Source organism: Polynucleobacter sp. JS-JIR-II-50, assembly GCF_018687895.1.
In the GTDB taxonomy this organism is placed as follows: domain Bacteria; phylum Pseudomonadota; class Gammaproteobacteria; order Burkholderiales; family Burkholderiaceae; genus Polynucleobacter.
In genome coordinates this window covers 321322-342752 of sequence record NZ_CP061307.1, presented here as the reverse complement: position 1 = coordinate 342752, position 21431 = coordinate 321322, and the positions used below count along the sequence as shown (strand labels likewise).

28 protein-coding genes are annotated in these 21431 nt (G+C 42.0%); 11 read left to right on the top strand and 17 right to left on the bottom strand.

Features of this window, described 5'->3' with window-relative positions; translation table 11 throughout:
- Positions 1–55: 55 nt before the first annotated feature.
- From FD963_RS01880 to pcaD, 3 genes are read right to left on the bottom strand one after another with little or no spacing between them, the layout of a single operon-like run.
- Entirely contained in the window at positions 56–232 is a 177-nt protein-coding gene (locus FD963_RS01880; RefSeq protein ID WP_215362698.1) for a hypothetical protein, read from the bottom strand.
- A 35-nt stretch (positions 233–267) separates the two neighbouring features.
- The gene (locus FD963_RS01875; RefSeq protein ID WP_215362697.1) at positions 268–846 is read right to left on the bottom strand and encodes an HdeD family acid-resistance protein; all 579 of its coding nucleotides are present in this window, start codon (positions 844–846) and stop codon (positions 268–270) included.
- A gap of 58 nt (positions 847–904) precedes the next feature.
- The gene (pcaD, locus tag FD963_RS01870) at positions 905–1720 is read right to left on the bottom strand and encodes a 3-oxoadipate enol-lactonase (RefSeq protein ID WP_215362696.1); all 816 of its coding nucleotides are present in this window, start codon (positions 1718–1720) and stop codon (positions 905–907) included.
- A gap of 112 nt (positions 1721–1832) precedes the next feature.
- Here pcaD and FD963_RS01865 point away from each other — a divergent pair, with 112 nt between their 5' ends.
- From FD963_RS01865 to FD963_RS01850, 4 genes are all read left to right on the top strand, one after another.
- Positions 1833–2828 (top strand): tripartite tricarboxylate transporter substrate binding protein, encoded by a 996-nt coding sequence (locus tag FD963_RS01865; RefSeq protein ID WP_215362695.1) that lies wholly within the window; start codon positions 1833–1835, stop codon positions 2826–2828.
- On the top strand, positions 2815–3726 hold the full coding sequence (locus tag FD963_RS01860; RefSeq protein WP_215362694.1) for an amidohydrolase: 912 nt from the start codon (positions 2815–2817) through the stop codon (positions 3724–3726). Before FD963_RS01865 ends, FD963_RS01860 begins: the two co-directional genes overlap by 14 nt.
- A gap of 72 nt (positions 3727–3798) precedes the next feature.
- Positions 3799–4023 carry a hypothetical protein gene (locus FD963_RS01855; protein ID WP_215362693.1) on the top strand — a complete coding sequence of 75 codons (225 nt, stop codon included), beginning with the start codon at positions 3799–3801 and terminating at the stop codon, positions 4021–4023.
- A gap of 15 nt (positions 4024–4038) precedes the next feature.
- Complete coding sequence (locus FD963_RS01850; RefSeq protein WP_215362692.1) at positions 4039–4410, top strand: hypothetical protein; 372 nt, start codon at positions 4039–4041, stop codon at positions 4408–4410.
- Between the two features lie 88 nt (positions 4411–4498).
- Here FD963_RS01850 and FD963_RS01845 read toward each other — a convergent pair whose 3' ends face one another.
- The 3 genes from FD963_RS01845 to FD963_RS01835 all read right to left on the bottom strand — a co-directional run bounded on the left by FD963_RS01845 (position 4499) and on the right by FD963_RS01835 (position 6496).
- Positions 4499–4801, bottom strand: coding sequence for a HigA family addiction module antitoxin (locus FD963_RS01845; RefSeq protein WP_215363766.1), 303 nt, complete (start codon positions 4799–4801; stop codon positions 4499–4501).
- A gap of 10 nt (positions 4802–4811) precedes the next feature.
- Positions 4812–5090 carry a type II toxin-antitoxin system RelE/ParE family toxin gene (locus FD963_RS01840; RefSeq protein WP_215362691.1) on the bottom strand — a complete coding sequence of 93 codons (279 nt, stop codon included), beginning with the start codon at positions 5088–5090 and terminating at the stop codon, positions 4812–4814.
- Between the two features lie 128 nt (positions 5091–5218).
- On the bottom strand, positions 5219–6496 hold the full coding sequence (locus tag FD963_RS01835) for a serine hydrolase (protein ID WP_215362690.1): 1278 nt from the start codon (positions 6494–6496) through the stop codon (positions 5219–5221).
- Between the two features lie 180 nt (positions 6497–6676).
- Between FD963_RS01835 and FD963_RS01830 the strand changes: the two genes are divergently transcribed.
- The 3 genes from FD963_RS01830 to cobA are packed head-to-tail and all read left to right on the top strand — an operon-like array spanning position 6677 to position 9860.
- A complete protein-coding gene (locus FD963_RS01830; protein ID WP_215362689.1) occupies positions 6677–8434 on the top strand; it encodes a nitrite/sulfite reductase in 1758 nt (585 codons plus the stop codon).
- Complete coding sequence (locus FD963_RS01825) at positions 8431–9006, top strand: DUF934 domain-containing protein (RefSeq protein ID WP_215362688.1); 576 nt, start codon at positions 8431–8433, stop codon at positions 9004–9006. Before FD963_RS01830 ends, FD963_RS01825 begins: the two co-directional genes overlap by 4 nt.
- 20 nt (positions 9007–9026) lie before the next feature.
- Entirely contained in the window at positions 9027–9860 is an 834-nt protein-coding gene (gene cobA, locus FD963_RS01820) for a uroporphyrinogen-III C-methyltransferase (protein WP_215362687.1), read from the top strand.
- Between the two features lie 10 nt (positions 9861–9870).
- On the opposite strand, the gene FD963_RS01815 is transcribed toward cobA, so the two are convergent.
- The 3 genes from FD963_RS01815 to FD963_RS01805 all read right to left on the bottom strand — a co-directional run bounded on the left by FD963_RS01815 (position 9871) and on the right by FD963_RS01805 (position 10954).
- On the bottom strand, positions 9871–10194 hold the full coding sequence (locus FD963_RS01815; protein WP_215362686.1) for a HigA family addiction module antitoxin: 324 nt from the start codon (positions 10192–10194) through the stop codon (positions 9871–9873).
- A gap of 11 nt (positions 10195–10205) precedes the next feature.
- The gene (locus FD963_RS01810; protein WP_215362685.1) at positions 10206–10484 is read right to left on the bottom strand and encodes a type II toxin-antitoxin system RelE/ParE family toxin; all 279 of its coding nucleotides are present in this window, start codon (positions 10482–10484) and stop codon (positions 10206–10208) included.
- A gap of 107 nt (positions 10485–10591) precedes the next feature.
- A complete protein-coding gene (locus FD963_RS01805; RefSeq protein ID WP_215362684.1) occupies positions 10592–10954 on the bottom strand; it encodes a sirohydrochlorin chelatase in 363 nt (120 codons plus the stop codon).
- Between the two features lie 75 nt (positions 10955–11029).
- Here FD963_RS01805 and FD963_RS01800 point away from each other — a divergent pair, with 75 nt between their 5' ends.
- Complete coding sequence (locus FD963_RS01800; protein WP_215362683.1) at positions 11030–12049, top strand: calcium:proton antiporter; 1020 nt, start codon at positions 11030–11032, stop codon at positions 12047–12049.
- A gap of 502 nt (positions 12050–12551) precedes the next feature.
- Positions 12552–13640, top strand: coding sequence for a glycosyltransferase (locus FD963_RS01795; protein WP_215362682.1), 1089 nt, complete (start codon positions 12552–12554; stop codon positions 13638–13640).
- 36 nt (positions 13641–13676) lie between these two features.
- Here the strand turns inward: FD963_RS01795 and FD963_RS01790 are convergent, their stop codons facing one another.
- From FD963_RS01790 to FD963_RS01775, 4 genes are all read right to left on the bottom strand, one after another.
- Positions 13677–13946 carry a hypothetical protein gene (locus FD963_RS01790; protein ID WP_215362681.1) on the bottom strand — a complete coding sequence of 90 codons (270 nt, stop codon included), beginning with the start codon at positions 13944–13946 and terminating at the stop codon, positions 13677–13679.
- A 2-nt stretch (positions 13947–13948) separates the two neighbouring features.
- A complete protein-coding gene (locus tag FD963_RS01785) occupies positions 13949–14350 on the bottom strand; it encodes a type II toxin-antitoxin system VapC family toxin (protein WP_215362680.1) in 402 nt (133 codons plus the stop codon).
- A complete protein-coding gene (vapB, locus tag FD963_RS01780) occupies positions 14350–14589 on the bottom strand; it encodes a type II toxin-antitoxin system VapB family antitoxin (protein ID WP_371818481.1) in 240 nt (79 codons plus the stop codon). Before vapB ends, FD963_RS01785 begins: the two co-directional genes overlap by 1 nt.
- 592 nt (positions 14590–15181) lie before the next feature.
- On the bottom strand, positions 15182–15556 hold the full coding sequence (locus FD963_RS01775) for a hypothetical protein (protein WP_215362679.1): 375 nt from the start codon (positions 15554–15556) through the stop codon (positions 15182–15184).
- An 89-nt stretch (positions 15557–15645) separates the two neighbouring features.
- On the opposite strand from FD963_RS01775, the gene FD963_RS01770 reads away from it, so the two are divergent.
- Entirely contained in the window at positions 15646–15924 is a 279-nt protein-coding gene (locus FD963_RS01770; RefSeq protein ID WP_215362678.1) for a hypothetical protein, read from the top strand.
- Positions 15925–15934: 10 nt separating this feature from the next.
- Positions 15935–16861, top strand: coding sequence for a site-specific integrase (locus tag FD963_RS01765; protein ID WP_215362677.1), 927 nt, complete (start codon positions 15935–15937; stop codon positions 16859–16861).
- Positions 16862–17051: 190 nt separating this feature from the next.
- Here FD963_RS01765 and FD963_RS01760 read toward each other — a convergent pair whose 3' ends face one another.
- From FD963_RS01760 to rffA, 4 genes are all read right to left on the bottom strand, one after another.
- On the bottom strand, positions 17052–17801 hold the full coding sequence (locus tag FD963_RS01760; RefSeq protein WP_215362676.1) for a glycosyltransferase family 2 protein: 750 nt from the start codon (positions 17799–17801) through the stop codon (positions 17052–17054).
- A 31-nt stretch (positions 17802–17832) separates the two neighbouring features.
- On the bottom strand, positions 17833–19011 hold the full coding sequence (locus tag FD963_RS01755) for an O-antigen polymerase (RefSeq protein ID WP_371818480.1): 1179 nt from the start codon (positions 19009–19011) through the stop codon (positions 17833–17835).
- A 146-nt stretch (positions 19012–19157) separates the two neighbouring features.
- On the bottom strand, positions 19158–20042 hold the full coding sequence (locus FD963_RS01750; protein WP_215362674.1) for a glycosyltransferase family 4 protein: 885 nt from the start codon (positions 20040–20042) through the stop codon (positions 19158–19160).
- 223 nt (positions 20043–20265) lie between these two features.
- Complete coding sequence (rffA, locus tag FD963_RS01745; RefSeq protein WP_251367259.1) at positions 20266–21417, bottom strand: dTDP-4-amino-4,6-dideoxygalactose transaminase; 1152 nt, start codon at positions 21415–21417, stop codon at positions 20266–20268.
- Positions 21418–21431 lie beyond the last annotated feature (14 nt).

Below are 21431 nucleotides of genomic sequence, written 5' to 3'. Positions count from 1 at the left end.
TTTGAGGCGTGCCCTCTGATACATATCCAATGCCCCTCTACACCTAGGTAAACAACTACTTAGATTTGGTCTTACCCATCAAAGAAGCTAGCAAGGGATTAGTGCTTGCTAGTTCTTTTTTGGATTTTGCCTTCTCATCCGCGCCCAGCTTAGGAGCCTTAGCAGAATTTTTCATGCCCTGCGCAGTTTTCAAAGCCAAGTTTTTATAGAGATCGGTTTTTTTCATTGTCATGCTGAAGTCTCTTTTCTCTGCTGTTCTTAATCAAATTACTTAGTGAGGGAACGTGCTGCTAAACCCATGAACAACAATGACCAACCCTGCAGGAGCAATTCAATCGCAATCAACATACCCGGAAGCCAAAGGCTAGACTCTGGATAGCCGTTCATGATCAGAACGCCCATCAAGATAGAGATTGCTGAAGACAGTACTAACCAGAACCATTCGCGGAAGTGGCGGTGCTGAAATGCCGAGATCAAACGCAATACGCCAGTCACAAAAAAGATGGCAGCAAGCCACAATGTAATGGCCTCAAGCGCTGGAATTGGAAAGGCCCAAGTAAAGATTGCAGCCACAATGTAAAGAGCGGCTAAAACGAGCTGCACTCCAACACTTTTCCAACCTTGTGATTTCAAAGCATGAGCGCCTTGCAAGATGCCGCCAGCAAATAAGAAGATCCCTAAAATATTTACTGAGATAAAAGAAAACAATGTCTGACCTGCGATACCAATCATGCCCAATACGATAAATAAAATACCGAGGCCAATTAAAGCGCCTGGAATTTTGGCAGCTGCGCCCAACACTTTTGTACGGAGCTCTTGAATCTGTGCGTTTGATAGTTCGGCCATAAAGGTGCCTTCTTTTCTAAATGAATACTATTAATAAAACCTACTTGATACCAACGTATTACAAAGTGTCCTGAACGGAATCTACAAATTGACGCACCGTCTTATTAAATGCCGCTGGTTGCTCAATATTCGATAAGTGCGCCGCTTCCTCTAGTATCACCATTTTGGAGTGATCTATTAAGCGATGCAAAACAATACCTTGATCAACAGTGCAGGCTGGATCATCGCGGCCTGACAGCACTAAGGTAGGAGCCTTAATCTTTAGCAACATTGTACTTTGCGCCATATCACGCACAGCACTGCCGCAAGCCATATAACCATCCACATTGGTGCCCAAAATCATTTGACGTACTTTTTCGATTTCCTGAGGAGCGCGCTCAATAAATGGTGCGGTAAACCAGCGCTTAATCGTGCCATCCACTAATCCAGCAATTCCTTGTGATCGGGCAATTTCAAAACGCTCTTCCCACAAACTACGTGGTGGCATTTCTGAAGCGCTATTACAAAGTGACAATGAAAGAATTCGATCTGGGAAGCGGGCCCCTAATTGCTGACCAATCATGCCGCCAATAGATAAGCCCATAAAGTGAGCCTTCTGAATTCCAAGGGCATCCAATAGACCAATTGCATCATCGGCTAATTGGGCAATGGAGTAAGGGCCAGCGCTAAGACCGGAGCCACCATGCCCTCTTTTGTCATAGCGCAATACGCGATAGCGGTCCGCTAACGCAGGCACATTACCATCCCACATACTGCTATCAGCCATCAAGCTATTCGCCACTAATAAAACAGGGCCGTCTTTTGGGCCATCAAAACGATAGGCAAGATCGACACCGTTTACCTTAATCATTTTCTGATCCTGCATTTGAGTCATTTATCTCCACCCTCTCTCAAGTTCTGCTTATCTTCTATTTAACTTCTATTTATCTATTTGTCAGAGCATGTTAGATTATCCAACGAAACTATAAAAATACTAAGGAGACAAGATGTTTACAACACCTAAGTGGGGGAGAGACACCCATAAGCGCAATAGTCTTATCCTTGCGCTTTGCCTTGCTTTTGGGGTGAGCATTGCCCACGCGCAAAGCTACCCTAACCGTACAGTCAAAATGATTGTTCCCTTGACTACTGGGTCTGGAGCAGACATTGCAGGTCGGGTTGTAGCAAAAAGCCTTACCGAAACCTGGAAACAACCCGTCATTATTGAAAACCGGCCTGGTGCTGGCGGGCTCATTGGCACTGGCGTGGTTGTGAACGCTGAACCGGATGGATACACCTTATTAGTTCAATCAGCCTCCTATGCTGCTAATCCCGCAATCTACAAAAAGCTGCCGTATGACCCACTCAAGAGTTTGGTCGATGTCGCTATTTTGGGGCAAACACCCTATGTCATGATTACTGCGGCAGATAGCCCATATCAAACCATTCGCGATCTTGTCATTGCAGCCAAATCCAAACCAAATGAAATTACTTTTGCCTCTGCTGGTGTTGGTAGCTCAACTCACCTAGCCGCTGAGTATTTCAATCAAGTCATGGGCATCAAACTCATTCACGTTCCCTATAAAGGATCACCTGAGGCCATTCAAGACACCCTGTCTGGGCGCACCGCTTTTTATATGGCTCCTCTAGATACTGCTATTGGTCAACTCAAAGGCGGCAAACTACGCGCCCTAGGAGTCACCAGCAAAACTCGCAATGCTGCAGTTCCCGATATTCCGAGTGTTGCTGAACAAGGCTATGCCAATTTTGAAATTGGTTTGTGGTTTGGTGTGTGGGCACCAGCAGCCACGCCCCCTGCAATCGTGAAAAAGATTAATCAAGATATTAATCAAGCAATGCAAGACCCTGAAGTCAAAACTGCTTATGAGACCAAGGGCATTAAGGCAACCCCAATGAACCCCGCAGAATTTACCAAGTTTGTTCGTGAAGAAATGGGTAAATATCAAAAGATCGCCAAAGAAGCAGCCATTGAACCTCAGTAATTCTGCGCCACTGTGCCAGGCTCCAAGTAGTGAAGTCCGCTCACCCCTGATCCAGTTTCCGGCAGGGGCTGTGGACTGTCATGCTCATGTCTGCGGTCCTGCCACGCAATTTCCGTATGCTCAGGAGCGCATATATACACCGCCTGATGCCACCCTTGAAAGCTATCAAGCACTGTTAAAGATGTTAGGGATGGATCGTGCAGTTTTAGTGCAGCCTAGTGTATATGGCACAGATAACAGTGCAATGCTTGCCGCACTGAAATCCAACCCCCAGCAACTGAGAGGTGTTGCAGTTATCTCTAACGATCCCCATAAAGTAACGGATCAAGATCTTGCTGACTTACATGCGGCCGGAGTAAGAGGATTGCGTTGCAATATTGTCGATATCGCTGATAAATCTGCCGGACTCCCAATTGAGCAACTAAAAAACTTAGCAAAACGGATTCAAGGATTTGGCTGGCATCTAGAACTATTGATGCACGTGAATGAATATCCTGATCTTGCTAAAACGTTCGAAGATTTTCCGGTGAATTTAGTATTCGGTCACTTTGGTTATACCCATGCAAAGCATGGCGTTACCGATAAGGGATTTCAGGGGCTTCTCGATTTAATGAAACATCAGCGTGCCTGGGTCAAGATGACTGGACCATATCGTATCTGCGATGGCGATCTTCCTTATGTGGATATGCGTCCATTTAACGATGCTGTCATTGAGGCAAATCCAAATCGCTTGATTTGGGGAAGTGACTGGCCGCACGTCATGGTTAAGAAACAAATGCCGCACGATGCTGATCTATGTGACCTTCTAGGCTCCTGGGTTCAAGATACTGGTCTCAGAAATTCGATCTTGGTCGATAACCCCTGTATCCTGTATGACTTTCCAGCCCTCAAAAGCTAGAGGACCTAAATCCCCAAGACCTAAGAGGCAGGTCTACCTTGATGAATTTAGTAAGAGAGATTACAAATAAATATGGATAACACGCTCACCGTTATTTTAGGAATCGTTGCAATACTCCTTCCCCTAGTTGTAGGGCGTCTTTTCTGGAAACGTTTTGATCATTACTTTGGTAGAGGCGATGAGGCCTATATGGATACTCTGGAATATTTCCTCAAAAAGATTGGCTCAACTGTTTTAGTTGCATTTGTTATTTTGTGGATTGGCATGAGCCTCGTATTTAACGGTAGCGCCTCATAAAATATCAATATCAACATGAGCAATCAATTTAAAACCATTCTCCTTAAGGCAAAGCTCAACTTTGCGATCTTAGCTGCTATCTTGGTGATTGCCGTGTTGGGCAAATTTACTAATCCAGAACTAACCAATGGCATTTTTGTAACAGCAGATCAGCTGGTATCAGACCTTTACCTAGTATTTATTGCCATTACTTTGGGCGCTTTCATCCCCAACTTCAAACTCGTGGTATTTGGTGCGATCGCAGCTTTTATTGGCGCAGTCGTATTGATTCAGATGGGCATCTTTACCTATCTCACCACAGAGTACTTATTTGCAGTGCTGATTGTGGTTCTTGGCTTTGCCTCCATTGCCAATCTATATAGACACTACCGCGAGAACGGGCTGTAAGAGCTAGGCTTAGTTTTCGGAACGATTGATTCAAATAAAAAGCCCCGAACTGTCGGGGCTTTTTATTTCTTAAAACATTAAAGAGCAATTAAGCAGCCATTTTGAAAACGCGGATTCTCGATTCAATTTCGTTTTGTAAAGTTCTTTTTGCAACTCTCATGTCGTATTCTGATTGCAGATTTAACCAAAATCTAGGCTCCATCGAAAAGAACAGGCCAAGCCGCAAAGCAGTATCAGCCGTAATAGGGCGTGCGCCATTCACAATCTCACTAATACGACTGGGAGAGACATCTATATCGGCAGCCAGTTGTCGAGCAGTAATACTCATTGGCTTCATAAAGTCCTCAAGCAGTATTTCACCAGGATGAATTTCATCAAGTAATTTTTTCATCATCTTATCTTCAGTGGTAATCCACAATCTCTACGTTATATGCTCCGTCTTCACGCCATACAAAACAAATACGCCATTGCCCATTAATTCGAATACTGTATTGCCCTTTTCGATCTCCACTTAATGCCTCAAGCATATTGCCCGGAGGTATTCTCAAATCAAGCAAGCTAATAACGGCATTTAATTGCAACAACTTACGACGCGCTACCCTCTCAATATTCACGAATCTTCTTACAACCTTGCTTTCAAATAAGTCTTTAGTGAGTTCACAAGAGAATGAGCGGATCATCACCCATAATATTCCGTTAAACAGAATCTGTCAAATGGAATATTTATTACTTTTTATTGCCTTTCCATTCCCTCTATGCAAAAAGCCCCGAACTATCGGGGCTTTTTATTTCTTAAGCTTGAGATGAATTACTTCTCTAACGCTCCATAAATGACTGCATTAAGTTGCTCACGATGCACCTTGCGAATTTCTCCTGGTGCAACGCCCATCATCACTACTACCATTTGCTCTTTTGGATCGGCCCAGAAGATCGTTCCATAAGCGCCATTCCATGTGAAGTCGCCAACGTTACCGTTGATTGCTGATAGGCCCCTATCAGTGCGAACCGCTACACCCAAACCGAATCCATAACCCATACGGCCTGGCTCAGTGCCACTCACATTGTTCTTAATATCTTTATTGAGGTGGTTTGAAGTCATGAAAGCAACCGTCTGCGGACCAAGCACGCGCTTACCTTCTAAGCTACCGCCATTAAGTAGCATTTGTCCAAAACGAATGTAATCACCGGCTGTTGAGTATGCACATGAACCACCGCAATCAAACTTTACTTTCTGCGTATGAATATCCACCTTCTGTGGTTTACCAGTCAATGGATCTATTGGTAATGGTTGCGCTAAACGTGGACGGTCTTTCTCGGCAAGATCAAAGGTGGTGTTCGGCATACCAACCTTATTCCAAATGCGCTCTTGCATGATGGCGCCCAATGATTTACTGGCAATTTTTTCTTCAATAATGCCGAGCACATCTAGGCCAAAGCCATAGTCCCAAGCAGTACCTGGCTCATAGAGCAAAGGGTTGCTAGCTAACTTGTCGATAAATTCTGCTGCTGTGTATTGCACGGCTGCTGGTGCAGAACCTGCTGGATAGGTCTTATGTACTGGAGTAGCACCGCGTCCGCCATAAGTAAGGCCATTGGTATGGCGCATTAAGTCTTGGATAGTGATTGGATTTTTTGCAGGAATTAAATTGAGCTTGCCATCTGCATCTACTTGCCCAACCTTCATATCCTTAAATTGTGGCAACCAATTAGAGATCGGTGCATTTAAGGGAAGCTTGCCTTCTTCGTAAAAAGTTAAGGCACTGACTGAGGACATAACTTTAGTCATCGATGCCAAATTGAAAATGGCATCTGTAGTCATCGGTTTGTTATTTGCCTTATCTAAATATCCATAAGGCTTAAAGATGGTGAGCTTGCCGTTTTTGGAAATTGCAAGAACGGCACCGGCCATATTATTGGCAGCAATCTGATCGGCAAAAAATGCATCGATTCTCTTGAGGCCTTCTTGGCTAAATCCTTGCCCTGGGGTGGCGCTCAAAGGCAATGGTGCTTTTGAGGTATCCGCTGCAAATAGACTTGCACTCACTAATAAACCAGCAATAAGGCTGGTTGCCTGCATTTTTCTCATACTGTCTCCACTTTTTATTGTTTTTAATGGCAATTCTTGGGAATTTAGCTTCCTCTGCAGCTATTGAAGCAGAGTTTTCACAGAATAAGTAATTTTGGACTCTTTTATATGATTTTTGATATATAGGATTGATTTTTGAGTATTTGAAGGAATATTGAAAATACATGACAATCGACGGCTATGTATAAATACGACTCTATTGACCAAACCCTTGTAGATCAACGGGTTGCCCAATTCCGCGACCAAGTTGCGAGGCGCTTAGACGGCACTCTTGCCGAAGAAGAATTTCGCCCCTTAAGACTACAGAATGGCTTGTATCACCAACGCCATGCCTACATGCTGCGCGTTGCCATTCCTTATGGTTTATTTAGTGCAAAGCAATTACGCACCTTGGCACTCATCTCTGAAAAGTATGACCGGGGTTATGGTCACTTCACTACACGCCAAAATATTCAGTACAACTGGGTAACGCTAGAAGACACTCCAGATATTTTGGCTGAACTTGCCAAAGTAGAAATGCATGCTATTCAAACTTCAGGTAATTGCATTCGCAATATTACGAGTGACGCCTTTGCTGGTGTTGCTGGAGATGAATATGTTGATACTCGCCCGATTTGCGAGCTCTTGCGTCAGTGGTCAACGCTGCACCCTGAATTTGCACACTTGCCACGTAAGTTTAAGTTTGCAGTGAACGGCGCCAAAGAAGATCGCACTGTATTGCTTTGTCATGACGTCGGTATTGAGCTTAAGAAAAATCCTAATGTACATAATGGCGAACTAACGAATGAATTAACTGCGGACATCTATGCTGGTGGGGGTATGGGTCGTACGCCAATATTAGGCTCACTCATTAAGCAAGGACTCCCTTGGAATGTATTGCCAAGCTACCTTACCGCCCTACTGCGTGTATATAACCGCTTTGGCAGAAGAGATAATCTCTACAAAGCCCGTATCAAGATCTTAGTAAAGGCCTTAGGTCCAGAAGAGTTTGCTCGCCAAGTTGAAGGTGAATGGGCTCATATTAAAAATAGTGATGACAACTTTACACAATCTGAGTGGGAGCGCGTTGCTAAGCATTTTACAAAGCCAGCATACAAAACATTGCCTGCATTAAGCATTGATGAAATCATTCATACCGCCGCCCAAGCTGAGCAAGCAGCATTTGCTCGCTGGTTAGAGCGCAATGTCAAACCACACCAAGTACCTGGTTATGCCAGCGTGATTCTGTCGCTCAAGCCACATGGCACTGTCGCACCTGGTGATGCCACGACTGCGCAAATGCATGCGATTGCAGATTTATCCGACCAATATAGTTTTGGTGAATTGCGTGCTACCCATGAACAAAACTTGGTTCTTGCTGATGTTGAGCAAGCTAAGTTATATGAACTCTGGCAAGAGGCCAAGAAGCAAAAGGTTGCCTTGCCAAACGTTGGTTTACTCACTGACATCATCGCCTGCCCTGGTGGCGATTTCTGCTCCTTGGCAAATGCTAAATCCTTACCTATTGCAAAGGCTATTCAAGAGCGCTTTGATGATTTAGATTACTTATTTGATTTAGGCGACATTAGTCTGAACATCTCTGGATGCATTAACTCCTGCGGCCACCATCACGTTGGCAATATTGGGGTCTTAGGCGTCGATAAAGACGGTGAAGAGTGGTATCAAATTACCTTAGGTGGTGAGCAAGGCAACGATGCCTCCATTGGCAAAGTAATCGGCCCCTCTTTCTATGCTGATGAAATTCCTGATGTCATCACTAATGTCATCAACACCTACGTGTCACAGCGCAATGAAGATGAATCTTTTATCGAAGCTTATCGTCGCTTAGGAGTTGCTCCATTTAAAGAAGCGGCCTATAAAGATAAAAGCAAAGACAAAAACGAGGCTGCCAAGAAAAAAGAGCAGGCCGAGAGAGCAAACGATGGGGGTGCAGCATGAGTCAACTGAATATTGCCTCCCATTCAGAAATTTTGCATTTTCCTAAAGACGGTAAGCCTGCTTTAGCACCTAATGACTGGCAAGTGTGGGGTGGCAGCCAGGATGAGGGTGGCTTGCCCGATCTAGAGCACGGTGCACATAAGGTATTAGTGCCATTTACATGGTGGCTTGAGCATCATCATGAGGCTGATGTCCTAGCACTAGCTAAGAATGGTCAGATTGGTGTGTGGTTTGCTACTGATGATGACATTCTTAAGCATGCTGACGTTATCGAGGCAGGTAAAAAGGCCTGGCCTCTCGTAGCAGCGCACTTCCCTATCTTTAGAGATGGGCGTAGTTTCAGTACCGCAGCCCTACTCAGAAATCGCTTTGCTTGGGAGGGAGAGATACGTGCCATTGGTGATGTATTAATTGACCAGCTCTTACAAGGTGCTCGCGTTGGCTTTGATAGCTTTGCTTTGCGCCCAGATCAAAACTTAGGTGTCGCTTTGAAGCAGTTTGATTTGTTCACGGTTACGACTCAGAATAGTTGGCGCGGTATCAGAACCACACGCGCAACACTCAGCGCTTAAGCACCCAAGAAGCAAACATCATGACCCAGTCAATAAATAAGAAAACTAATACCCCTGGAAAGGTGTATTTAGTTGGCGCTGGTCCTGGCGCCGTAGATTTGATCACTGTTCGTGGCGCTAAGCTTTTAGAGAAAGCTGACATTGTTTTCTACGATGCCTTGGTTGATCCAGAGATGCTCACGCTTTGTCCGCAAGCTATTCAGGTAGAAGTTGGTAAACGCTGCGGCAAACTGTCTTCAGCGCAGCAGTTCATTAATAAGCGCCTTGTAGATGCAGCTCAGAAACATCAATTGATTGTGCGCCTCAAGGGTGGCGATCCAATGCTCTTTGGTCGTGCTGATGAAGAAATTCAGAGTCTTAAGGATGCTGGTATTGAAGTTCAGGTTGTACCTGGAATTACTGCCGCTCTGGCTGGCGCAGCAAGAATTCAGCAGTCACTAACATTGCGTGGAGTATCCCGTAGCGTGGCATTTATCACCTTAGCTCAGGGCGCCGAGAATGTCGCCCCAGGGCAGCCCATTTCCAATCCTACTGCTGACACTCTGGTGTATTACATGGGTCGCAAAGATGCGGCGCGTATTGCGCAGCAATTGATTGAACAAAGCCCCAATCAGAATGTCAGTACGCCTGTACAAATATTGGAGGCCGTGAGCACTCCACGTGAGCGCCTATGGACAAGCACTTTGGAAGAGTTGGCTGCAGGCAAAGCAGATCAATGGTTTGATAGCAGCTCGCCTGCCCTGATCATGATTGGTGAGGCACTTGCAGGGCGCAACATGAGTAATAAACAGGTGCCAAACGATTTAACCTTAACTTTTGTGGCCCCAACTATTCCAAAGAGCAAAGCAGCTTAATACAAGCTCTTTACGCCGCGAGTGCCAATAAGGTAATAGCAGTAGGTGCCGATTCTGGATGCTGCTGGAATTTTTGCTCCACCGCCCAAATATCAACTGCCTCTTGCATGTGCAGCCAACTCTGAGGTGTTCCGCCAATCACTCGCGCGATACGCACGGCCATTTCTGCGCTAATACCTCTTTTCTCATGCAGGATCTCTGAAACAGTAAGGCGACTCACCCCTAGGTGACTTGCAAGAACCGCTTGGGTAACGCCAAGAGCCGGCAATACATCTTCACGGAGAATTTCTCCGGGATGCGTAGGCCTACGATTTGTATTTCTTAAACTCTTCATTAATTTCTTCATTAGTGATAATCCTCCAAATCTACATATACTGCATTTTCACCATCAAATTTAAATGTCAGCCGCCAGTTACCAGAAACAAGTACAGCAAAAGTCTTTTTTCTTTTACCCTGCAGCTGATGAAAGCGATAACCCGGCAAATCCATATCCTCAGGAATAACTGCTGCATCCAGTCTATCCAGTATGCGAATGAGGCGAGCGGCATGCTGCGCTGGGATTGCCTTATAACTTCCTTTTGAAAAAAAGAGTTCTAAACCTCGATGACTAAAAGATTGGATCATTAAAACCTCTAACACTCAATCTCTTATTGTAATGTATTTAATTACACTGTAATGTATATCATTACATTTAGCAAGGTCTTAATTAAGGTCTAATTGCCTCAAACAAACTAAATGCTTCTTGCGCCAAATTCAATAATCGCTTGCAATACTGCCAAATCCTCGCCAACAGCAGGCGTAGCGCCTAATTGAACATTGGGGAATTTACCCCGACACTCTTCCAGCAACACCGGGAAGTCATTTCGTAAATGGCCGCCCTGCCCAAAGAAAACAGGCACTACAGTAATTTGAGTGGCACCACCGGCAGCCAAAGAAGCTACCGCCCCCTCCAATGATGGCTGCATCATTTCCAAGAAAGCCAACTCTACAGATGTGCTGGGATGCTGCTCTTGCCATAAAGCAGCCAGACGATCAAAAGGCTCGCGCCAGCGGCTATCACGGGCACCGTGCCCAAATAAGATAATGGCTTTCATGGATGGCTATAAACTCTCATTAATATGCTTTAACCGATAGCTTAACCTTATTTTGAAGATCAGATCAGACAGCCTATGACTAACTTACTCAGCCAAACTTGGTTCATTGTCCTTATGAGCGTAACGCTGATTGGAGCAGTTCTCTCAGCGGTTCACCATGCTGAAGTGATTGCCCATAAAACTGGTGAGCCATTTGGTACATTGATATTGTCGATTAGCGTCACCATTATTGAGGTATCCCTCATCATCTCGATGATGCTTGCCGGTCATGAAGGATCTGAGTTCATTGCCAGAGATGCAGTGTTTGCCACAGTCATGATTGTGATCAATGGTGTGATTGGCCTCTGTATTTTTATGGGTGGCTTAACGCATCATGAGATGACTTTCCGCAATGAAGGCACGAATTCAGCACTAGCGGTACTAACCGCTCTCGCAACCTTTATTTTGGTCATGCCAATTGTTACCGTAAGTACTCCTGGACCAGATTTCACTAAGAGCCAATTAGCATTTGCGGGCATCGCTTCATTTGCGCTTTATATTGCGTTCCTCTTCTTCCAGACAGTCAGTCATCGTGACTACTACCTTCCTAAGACAGAAGATAAAAAGACGGATAGTAATTTTCACGCTCTCAAACCTAGCAATATGAAGACTGCTGTTAGTGGAGTGCTACTGATACTCTCCCTGATTACCGTAGTAGGTCTTGCGGAGCTACTGAGTCCGGCCATTGAGCGCGGCGTTGCCGCTGCTGGCGCACCTAAAACGATTGTGGGTATTGCCATTGCACTACTGGTATTAATGCCAGAAGGCTTTGCAGCCGTTAGAGCGGCTAAGGCCAATCGATTGCAAAGTAGTTTGAACTTGGCCCTAGGCTCAGCCTTAGCGAGTATTGGCTTAACCATCCCCACAGTTGCAGCCATTGCGATCTTCTTTAATCTTCCGTTAAGCCTGGGAATTAGTGATCTCAATATGACACTGATGTATTTGTCATTCTTTATTGGAGCATTAACACTAGCGATTGGTAGAACCACCCTCTTACAAGGCGTAGTTCACATCATCATCTTCTTGGAATATTTGTTCTTAAGCTTGGTACCGTAATCAGAAAGCAGCCATAGCAAAGATAGCAATTTGCCACAAAACTTGTTTGGTCATCCACTCATCAGAATCGTTTATCTATTCTTAATGAGATACGCCTGGCAAAGATCATTTAATCATTCTCAAGAAACTGAGGAGTTGCCACAAGAGCATTACAAGTGCAAGAATTGCTAAAACCAAGGGACTTAACTCTATTCGGAATAGACGCACTCTTTTATTAACGTACTCAATTGATAGCATTGATGTTTTCCTTGGAATTTGCTCAACTAATAAGCGTAAACCAAACTCAATGTCTCATTACCATCCAATTACGTATTGTTTTGAAAGAAATAGATGATTCGCTCGTGACCAATATAAAAAATTAATGATCATAAAGCGCAATCTAAACGCCATTCGCATTCTCAATAGTCAATTTTTAATATTTATTAGCGATATTGCATAATTACAGCAACAGTATTGACGTCAATTATCTAAAAAAATTGATTTTAGAACTTATAATTAGCCCATGATCAGTTTACTGTCAGCCTTCTTTTCTTCCTTTATTGCGACCTTGCTCACTATTCGCTTTGAGCACCTTCATAGCCATCTTTCTGCAGACTCTGATTTATCGGGGCCCCAAAAATTTCATAAGAATGCCGTTCCCAGAATTGGCGGAGTAAGCATAGCCCTGGGTGTATTGATTACCATACTTCTAAAACTGCAAGTACAGGCCAATTCCACTATTGAAATCACCCTACTTGTTTGTGCTATCCCAGTATTTGCCATTGGACTAACGGAAGATCTCACTAAAAAGATTAGTGTGCGTATGAGGCTGTTTTTTACCGCAATAGGTGCGCTTATGGCGATCAATCTTTTAGGCATTCAAATTACGAAGCTGGATATACCCGGAATAGATTACCTCTTGGGCTTTTCGCCAATCGCAATTGTATTTACTGTTTTTGCAGTCACTGGGCTATCGAATGCTTACAACATTATTGATGGCTTCAATGGCCTTTCTAGCATGGTGGGAATGATTACGCTCATGGCACTTGGATACATGAGCTATGTACTTGCAGATCCGCTCATGATTTCTTTAAGCTTCATGATGGCGGCGGCAATACTGGGCTTCTTTGTTTGGAACTACCCTAGAGGGCTTATCTTCTTAGGAGATGGCGGCGCTTATTTAATTGGTTTTTGGATTGCCATCATCAGCATCATGCTGGTATCAAGACATGACAACGTATCCCCATGGTTTGCATTGCTTGTCAATGGCTACCCTATTCTAGAAACTCTCTTTACGATCTATAGAAGAAAAGTTCACCAAGGCAAAAGTCCTGGGCAGCCTGATGGCATTCACTTTCATTCGTTGATTTTTAGACGCGTTCTGAACTCAAATCATAGCGGCACAAAAAAGGCAGACTGGTTTACTGATAACGCCAAAACATCCCCTTACCTTTGGGTCCTCACCAGCTTCGCTATTGTTCCAGCAATTCTTTGGTGGCAATCAACCCCTATTTTGATTGGATTTTTTGCTCTCTACATCTTGAGTTATGTATGGCTCTACAAGAGAATTGTGAGTTTTAGAACGCCAGGGTGGATGCATCCAATAAGATAGATTTGGATTTTTATAGGGTCGCCAGAAATCTGCAGCTCAATGATGTAATACTATTGCCCCATAGCGGGCGTACCACCTATCAATCGAGCTCATAATCTCATCCATCTTTTCTTGAAGTCTTTTTTCAGACTCCTCTGTCACCTCAAGGATGGTCAATATTTCAAGACTTGGATTTTTTGTGCCACCTTTTGCTACATTAGTGAATGCTTCGGTCACCTTTGATCTAAGCTCACCAGCTGCCTTGTGATAAGCAGTCCATTGATCTAAGAGTTCATAAAACAAATTCTGAGCTTCTTCAATTTTCATAACTACAATACCCAATTTTCCAGCGCTAGATTTGGAACTCTTTTAAACTCTCGCAAATTGTTGGTAACCAGAATCAAGCCCTGGCTAATAGCATGGGCTGCAATATGAATATCATTCTCACCAATGATTTCTCCCTTCTTCTCCAAGACTGCTTTAATTTGACCATAATGTTGCGATGCTTTTGCGTCATAAGGCAGCACCTCAAGATGACTGATGAACTCTTCAATTGCTTCTAAATTTTTATCCACGTTGGAACTTTTTTCTGCACCGTAAATTAATTCCGATAAGGTAATGCTTGAAATCGCCATGCGACTGGCATTCGTATTAAAAATTTCCAGCACTTCCTTAGGCCTACGCTTTAGAACATAAATGACAATGTTGGTATCGAGCAAATACTTGAGCATTACAAGCTTTCCCTCTCAACTAGTTTTTGTATTCCGCGCTCATTCATAAAGTCATCAGATACCGCTGGACCATTTAGGAAAAAGTTATCCCAGGTATTTTCAATCGGAGTAATGATCCGTTCGCGACCTCGAATACGCACGATTACCTTTTTTACTTCATCAGGCAAACGCGCCTCAGCAGGCATTCTGACTGCCTGGCTTCGATTGTTGGTAAACACCGTTGTAATCGTTATTGTCATCACTTACTCCCATGTATATAGCATAAGTATATAGCATATCTCATCATGTCGATAAATATTGCTACATACCGACATTTCTATCAATAGGGCACCTGATACATGGCATTAGCGCACCTGTTACCCGTTCTAAGCCATATACCATATAGACCCATGGCAAAGTGACATTTCTGAGAATTTGCTTTAAAGCATCCAGGGTCGAGAAATGATTTGGGTCAATTTTCCGAATTCAGAACAAAAAATGGACTTCAAAAATCATTTTTGCGCTTTAAAAAAATCGAAAAGTTTTGAATGCATTTTCCGGATTTAGAAGTGAATGGAGATAGCCTCAATTTTTAAAGAGTGCGTGGACACGCGCTCTTTGGTTTTGGAGAAGCTTGTGAACTCAACCAAAAAGAGTATGGACACGACACGTTTCAAAAAATCCAACGATGTCAGCTCGCACCAACTTCATGACCCCAACATTAAAGATGCAGCTCAATATTGAGATGCATTTTAGACTCTGGAATAGTTCATGCGGAGATTACGTCCCTTATTCTCCGCATTTATTGCGGAGAATAATTGCTTTATGCAGACCAGGGCCTAATGGAGAAACCTACTCAAGGCCATAAGCCAAGACCAAACGCCCTTTAACTTGAGCAAAATCAGGATACGCATCTACATTAACCTTGGCGATGAACTCCTGTAAATCAGCCGAAATTCTATATCCCAGACTAATCCTCAATTGAGGGCTCAATAGATTGGATAAATTAACCACATCGTCTAGGTGTTTGCGAATATCGCCAGGACGAATGGGTGCTCCGGCCTCCTGACCTCGGGTTAAATTGAGCCAAGCCAATGCTTTCAAGGGGATCAAGCGATCTTCAGCAATCCATGTCAGACCTTCCCGCATCTTGCGCCCACTCATCACAAAATCGTAATAATCCCCATCAAGCAAAATCGCAGACATGTCCGAAATGTCATCCCCCATGGGAATGGGGCTCAAACGACTACCAGTGCAGTAATTCACCGGATAAACAATACAAACTGACTTCCACAGGCTATCTGCATGGCCATCAAATGACGGGCTTTTATAAGTTGCTGGAAGCGCGTACGAAATATGTCCCCGAATATCCAGAATCAAGCTTTAATCATTTGCGCCACCTCATGACAGCGCGTATGAGTAGCGACCCACTGAACTATCGCAATGCCCAAATGATTGAGTACGACTTGGTTCAATTAGCAGACATTCTCTCGGCTAAGGGTAACTTACACAGTGATGCCTTTTGTGGATTGCCCTTTGGCAAACATCCATTCCTAGGGAATAGCAAAACCCCTAACTTTAGATATGAACTGTAAGGAGTCAGCCATGGACAACTCAGAACTAAACCTAAAAGCAAGGGCGACTCTTGCCGAAACCCTCGAGAGAATAGAGGGGGCATATGCCCCAGCAAGCATTCGGGCTTACAAAGCCGACTTTAATGAGCTGATTCACTTTTGCGATGAGGAGGAAGAGGAGGCGTTGCCAACTCACCCTCAGACGATTGCAAACTTTATTGTGAAAATGAGTAACGGCAAGAGATCATCAGCCAGTATTCGAAGAGCAGTAGCTGGTATCGCAACCATTCATAAACTCAACCGCTATCTAGATCCCACTAAAGATCCCGATGTTGTTCTGGAAATGCGAAGAATGCATCGCAAGTTAGGGCGCTCTTGTAGTCAAGCTGCCAGTATCAATGCAGATACCCTGGATAAGTTGCTAGTAGCTACCGATGATTCCATTAGAGGGGTTCGGGATCGCGCTCTATTATTAGTGGCCTATGACACCTTATGTAGACGAAGTGAATTGGTCTCACTGCAAGCAAAGGATGTCAAAATTAATATTAAGAATGGTGTTGAAACGTCATCCATTCTCCTGAGAAAAAGTAAGACAGATCAGGACTCCACAGGGAAATGGCTATATCTAAGTAAAAGTGCCCACCTTGCATTGGTGGAGTGGATGAAAGAGCTTCCTGAAGGACAGGAGTACCTCATGGTCGGCATCGACCGCGGAGGAAGAATTTCACGCAGTAGCCTGGGCTCAGGTCAAGTTAATCGCATCTACAAACGAATAGCTAGGAATGCAGAACTCGACGAATTGGTTATTGAAGGGATCAGCGGCCACTCAATGAGAGTAGGTGCCGCGCAGGATTTACTTAATTCGGGAGCAAGCATGCCAATCATCATGCAGCGCGGAAGATGGTCAAAGACCGATACGGTCATGAGATATCTAGAGCACAGTGGATACGTTAGCTAACATTTAATAATGCAAGACTTCAAAGCCAATCCCACAATGATGCCGCCCATAAAAAGCAATTAGACACCCTAGCAACAGTAAGCATATTCACTACAAAACGGAAGCAAAGAAAATTCAAAACAAAACAACTAAGATTAAGGGGCTTGAGTACGTGGCAAGTAGGATTTTAATAAATTCATCTATCAAAATTCTATAAAAACTGAAAAATCTTAGAAAAGTTTTTTAAAAGCAATGCCTTAAGTGCATCAAAGCGACAAAAACCAACAGAACGAAGCGCCGCCCAATCTTCACATGACTTTTTAAAGATGATTGCCAAAGAATGATTGCTAGCTCCACCCATTCTCATTCGAACCAGAACCTTATTAAGATACACAGTCTTAAATTCAGGAATAGAGAACAATTTCAGAATACTCAAATAATCTGCAGCAATACGATATTCATCGTTGAAACCTCCTATTTGCTCATACCACTTTCGACGAACGAATAAAGTTGGATGAGGGGGCATCCAGCCAGCGCCCAATAGATCCCTGGAAAAACTTGTTGACCTCCATCTTCTGATGACTTTTTGAACTTTCAATCTGTCAACATAGACAAGATCCCCATAAACACCCTCAACCGAAGAATCCAAAAATGCAGCAGCAACATCACTCAAAACATTGTGGCCGGCGAAAATATCATCCGCATGCAAAAAACCAATAACCTCGCCAGATGACATTTTTAAACCCTTATTCAGGGCGTCGTAAATGCCGCCATCCGATTCACTGATCAAAATGGCAGACTCCGAGATTGATTTCTTAAGGATATCTAACGTACCATCAGTAGATGCTCCATCAATAATAATATGCTCAATATGCGGATAATTTTGGTCCCGAAGACTTGCAACAGAAGTGGCAATAGTTTCTGAGGCATTAAATACAACGGTTATTATGGATATTTTCAATGTAAATAAATTTCAAATTAATAAAATTGGGTTATTTAAAAATCCGAGAGTCAGCGTATATTACCAACCAGGTAATTATTATTGAAACAACATAGGCAAATTCAGAGAGTAGACCCCCCCTCATTAAAATGACAATAGAGCCAGAAACTTGCATATAAAGCAAACTTCTAATATTTAAACGTAAATCAGATGTGAAATTTTTATCAAACACTTTAAAAATAATACCTAAAAATAAGCTGCCAAATAAAATTCCAACATATGAAAAGTTTAGGTAGAATTCACCAAATATTGGCATAGATACATTCGTGAAAGAAAGATTAGTTAATTCAGCAACTTCCATGCCGGAGTTTATTGGCTTTGAATCCCAAATGGATCTAGGGTAAAAAAAGAGAATGACTCCTAAAAAACCATAGCCAAAGGTTGGAGAATCTGTCTGTAAAGCATGTAGAAACATTTGATAAGCATCGTAATGCCCAGTCATTAAGTATTCAATTCCAATTGTAAAATCATCATATTTCTCAAATGTAAAATTTCTGAAAATCTCAAGAATTGGGAATATAAATATAAGGCTAAAAATTAAAAAAGAAGAAATAAAATATTTTTTATATTTAAAATTAATTGTATTTTTCTTTTTTAAAAAAATGATATAGATAAATGGAATATACAAAATTCCAACTAAGAATCTATATATTCCCGTTGGAAAAGCAAAAAATATGGCAATTAGCAATAAAAAAAACTTTTTTAACCAATGAACTTGTGAAAAAAATAGAATTGCCAAGCCTAAATTAAAAATTAGTGGCCTAATAAAAAAATCAATCATTAAAAATTCAGATTTGGAATTTACCAATAAATCTGAAGTTAATTCCCCCCCTTTTAGTAAAAAATTATATATATTAAAATTATTTGCTTTAAGTGGGAAATAAGATAGCAATAAAATATATATGAAAATACGTAAATAATCGTATTTCGAATAGACTATTTCTTTAAATCTATAAAAATTTACATTCTTAAAAGGCAAATAGTAGCCAATTGACATTAATAATGCTGAAAATATTAACCATAAACTTCCTCTAACTTTCTCATCGAGGGAGATAGAACCCCCCCAATAAATAATGCCGTTAAATTCCTCAAGAATAGGAATGATACCCATAAATAGCAGTATGAAAACCCCTGCTGCCTCTAGGCCCGGACCAACACTAATTCTTGACATAAATAAAGCCAAAAAAATTATTATTGACTGTATTAATAGCAGTGAAAAATCAATTCTATACACCTGCACAATCATCAAATAGGTGGCAATACATAGAATCTCAGCAATAAATATTGCTTGAAATAGGCTTAAATAGTTTTTTAGCCTCAGTTTTCCCTCCATATTTGTAATAATTTCTTCCTATAATTATTTTCAGAAAATGCATTAAGAACATAATTTCTGATATTAATTCTATCGGCTTTGGGTGACATATTTATATAACTAATCAACGCTTCTGAAATGCCTTCTGCGCTTCTATGCGGAACTAAGGCGCCATTGTATTTTGAAATATATTTTGCTATATCACCAGTATTACATGAAATAACATAACAACCAGAAAGCATTGCATCTATAATTGATAGCGGTAAATATTCAGTCTCATAGAATGTTGGCAAGATAAAGACGTCTGTTTCAGCCAATAATTTCCACTTCTGATCACCCATTAGATAAGGGTAATAATTAATCCGCCCGCTTTCAAGTAATTCGTCAAGGATTTGATAATCACCCCCATTAATCCGTGGGCCCGCAATCCAGCAGTTACATCCAGGGAATATTCCTGAAAATTTAGTAAAAGCCTTTAGAAAGTAATTATATCCCTTTTCGGTTATCAAATTTGACATAAAACCTATAGTTATATTTTTACTATGCAGAATTGGTTTAAAGTGTTTTTTGGAATCGATAACTGCTTTATTGGTAATAAAAGCAGGCAGATCTATGAACCTTAATTTAGATGAGTTTATATTATCTGCATCTAAAACCTCACATATCGCATTTTTCATGCCATCTCCAAGGACGGCAAATATAAAATTATTACTCCTTATAGATAAAGTTAATAATTTTCTCTCAAAAATGCTGAGAGAATTATAAAAATTCACAAAATCATTACCAACAATGTGATAAATAATTTTAGATTTTTTTAAATTCGCAATTATTATTGGATATAAATCTCTTAATAAAAAGCTTTTCCTTGTTCTATTGGCAACAAGGTACATATAATCAATATTAAAGAAGATTAATAAATTGATATTTTTTATTATATAAATTAACCAATTAAATAAAAAATATTTAGAGAGGTGTGGTTGCTCTAATATAAGAAATTTTTCTTTGTTAATCTCTGAATTTAGTATCTCTATTATAAATTTTGCTGTATTAATTTGACCGGTAATTCTCCCGCTAATTACCGCTGTAAATACGAATTTATTACTAAATTTTTTCTTAATAATTTTCTTTCCTGCTTAATAATTTTTGAATAACTTCATGACAGCTTTTAATAATATACCCTTGCTTTTCTTCAAGTCCCGGCCAAATTGGTAGCCGGACAATGCGCTCAGAAAAATCCTCTGTAACGCTCATCTCGGAACCCAGTCGTCCTTTTTCAACTCCACATGGAGATGAATGCAACGGGACATAATGAAAGGTGCAGGAGACATCCACCCCCTTCATTAGCTCTATAAATTTAGTTCTGAACGCTAGGGACGGAAGAATCAAATAATAAATATGTGCGTTATGTATACAGCCAGGCGGTATTGTAGGGCGTCGCACCACCCCAGCGCGCTCAAGAGCAAGAAATTCAGAGTTATATCTTTCCCACATTTCCAGCCGTCTCTTTGTAACTTCCCTGGCCACATCTAACTGGGCTGCCAAATATGCGGCATTCAATTCACTTGGTAAATAGGATGATCCTGTTGACACCCAATTATATTTATCAACTTCCCCGCGGAAAAACTTACTACGATTTGTACCTTTTTCTCTTACTATCTCAGCCCGCTCCGCTATTTCTGGATTGCTTGTGAGAAAAGCACCGCCCTCGCCACAGCTAATATTTTTAGTTGCATGAAAACTAATTGCACCCATATCACCAATAGATCCTAAAGCACGCCCCTTATATGATGACATTATTCCTTGTGCGGCATCTTCAAGCACTAATAATTTATGTATCCGGGCGATTCTAAGAATTTCATCCATCTCACATGCAACGCCAGCATAATGAACAGGAAGAATTAAGCGCGTACGCTCTGAAATTGCACCAGATATTAGCTTCTCATTTATATTTAAAGTATCGGGGCGGATATCAACAAACACTGGAACTGCCCCACGCAAAACAATAGCATTGGCTGTAGAAACGAAGGTGTAAGAAGGCATAATCACCTCATCACCAGGATTTAAGTCGGCAAGAAGGGCAGCCATTTCAAGCGCAGCAGTTGCAGATTGCGTTAAAAGCGGAAATTGAGAGCCCAACTCCTTACTTAACCAGCTATTGCAACGTTTGGTATAGGCGCCGTCCCCTGATAAGGTATTTGACTCAATTGCATCTCTTATAAATTCGAGCTCACACCCTCCAACATAGGATTTATTAAACGGAATCACTGGTTCTCCAATTA

Bases quoted from the DNA above. Each gene is read 5' to 3' on its own strand.
- FD963_RS01880 (WP_215362698.1), bottom strand. From the start codon at position 232: ATGACAATGAAAAAAACCGATCTCTATAAAAACTTGGCTTTGAAAACT.
- FD963_RS01875 (WP_215362697.1), bottom strand. From the start codon at position 846: ATGGCCGAACTATCAAACGCACAGATTCAAGAGCTCCGTACAAAAGTG.
- pcaD (WP_215362696.1), bottom strand. From the start codon at position 1,720: ATGACTCAAATGCAGGATCAGAAAATGATTAAGGTAAACGGTGTCGAT.
- FD963_RS01865 (WP_215362695.1), top strand. From the start codon at position 1,833: ATGTTTACAACACCTAAGTGGGGGAGAGACACCCATAAGCGCAATAGT.
- FD963_RS01855 (WP_215362693.1), top strand. From the start codon at position 3,799: ATGGATAACACGCTCACCGTTATTTTAGGAATCGTTGCAATACTCCTT.
- FD963_RS01850 (WP_215362692.1), top strand. From the start codon at position 4,039: ATGAGCAATCAATTTAAAACCATTCTCCTTAAGGCAAAGCTCAACTTT.
- FD963_RS01845 (WP_215363766.1), bottom strand. From the start codon at position 4,801: ATGAAAAAATTACTTGATGAAATTCATCCTGGTGAAATACTGCTTGAG.
- FD963_RS01840 (WP_215362691.1), bottom strand. From the start codon at position 5,090: ATGATCCGCTCATTCTCTTGTGAACTCACTAAAGACTTATTTGAAAGC.
- FD963_RS01835 (WP_215362690.1), bottom strand. From the start codon at position 6,496: ATGAGAAAAATGCAGGCAACCAGCCTTATTGCTGGTTTATTAGTGAGT.
- FD963_RS01830 (WP_215362689.1), top strand. From the start codon at position 6,677: ATGTATAAATACGACTCTATTGACCAAACCCTTGTAGATCAACGGGTT.
- FD963_RS01825 (WP_215362688.1), top strand. From the start codon at position 8,431: ATGAGTCAACTGAATATTGCCTCCCATTCAGAAATTTTGCATTTTCCT.
- cobA (WP_215362687.1), top strand. From the start codon at position 9,027: ATGACCCAGTCAATAAATAAGAAAACTAATACCCCTGGAAAGGTGTAT.
- FD963_RS01815 (WP_215362686.1), bottom strand. From the start codon at position 10,194: ATGAAGAGTTTAAGAAATACAAATCGTAGGCCTACGCATCCCGGAGAA.
- FD963_RS01810 (WP_215362685.1), bottom strand. From the start codon at position 10,484: ATGATCCAATCTTTTAGTCATCGAGGTTTAGAACTCTTTTTTTCAAAA.
- FD963_RS01805 (WP_215362684.1), bottom strand. From the start codon at position 10,954: ATGAAAGCCATTATCTTATTTGGGCACGGTGCCCGTGATAGCCGCTGG.
- FD963_RS01800 (WP_215362683.1), top strand. From the start codon at position 11,030: ATGACTAACTTACTCAGCCAAACTTGGTTCATTGTCCTTATGAGCGTA.
- FD963_RS01795 (WP_215362682.1), top strand. From the start codon at position 12,552: ATGATCAGTTTACTGTCAGCCTTCTTTTCTTCCTTTATTGCGACCTTG.
- FD963_RS01790 (WP_215362681.1), bottom strand. From the start codon at position 13,946: ATGAAAATTGAAGAAGCTCAGAATTTGTTTTATGAACTCTTAGATCAA.
- FD963_RS01785 (WP_215362680.1), bottom strand. From the start codon at position 14,350: ATGCTCAAGTATTTGCTCGATACCAACATTGTCATTTATGTTCTAAAG.
- vapB (WP_371818481.1), bottom strand. From the start codon at position 14,589: ATGACAATAACGATTACAACGGTGTTTACCAACAATCGAAGCCAGGCA.
- FD963_RS01775 (WP_215362679.1), bottom strand. From the start codon at position 15,556: ATGGGGGATGACATTTCGGACATGTCTGCGATTTTGCTTGATGGGGAT.
- FD963_RS01770 (WP_215362678.1), top strand. From the start codon at position 15,646: ATGACGGGCTTTTATAAGTTGCTGGAAGCGCGTACGAAATATGTCCCC.
- FD963_RS01765 (WP_215362677.1), top strand. From the start codon at position 15,935: ATGGACAACTCAGAACTAAACCTAAAAGCAAGGGCGACTCTTGCCGAA.
- FD963_RS01755 (WP_371818480.1), bottom strand. From the start codon at position 19,011: ATGTCAAGAATTAGTGTTGGTCCGGGCCTAGAGGCAGCAGGGGTTTTC.
- FD963_RS01750 (WP_215362674.1), bottom strand. From the start codon at position 20,042: ATGTACCTTGTTGCCAATAGAACAAGGAAAAGCTTTTTATTAAGAGAT.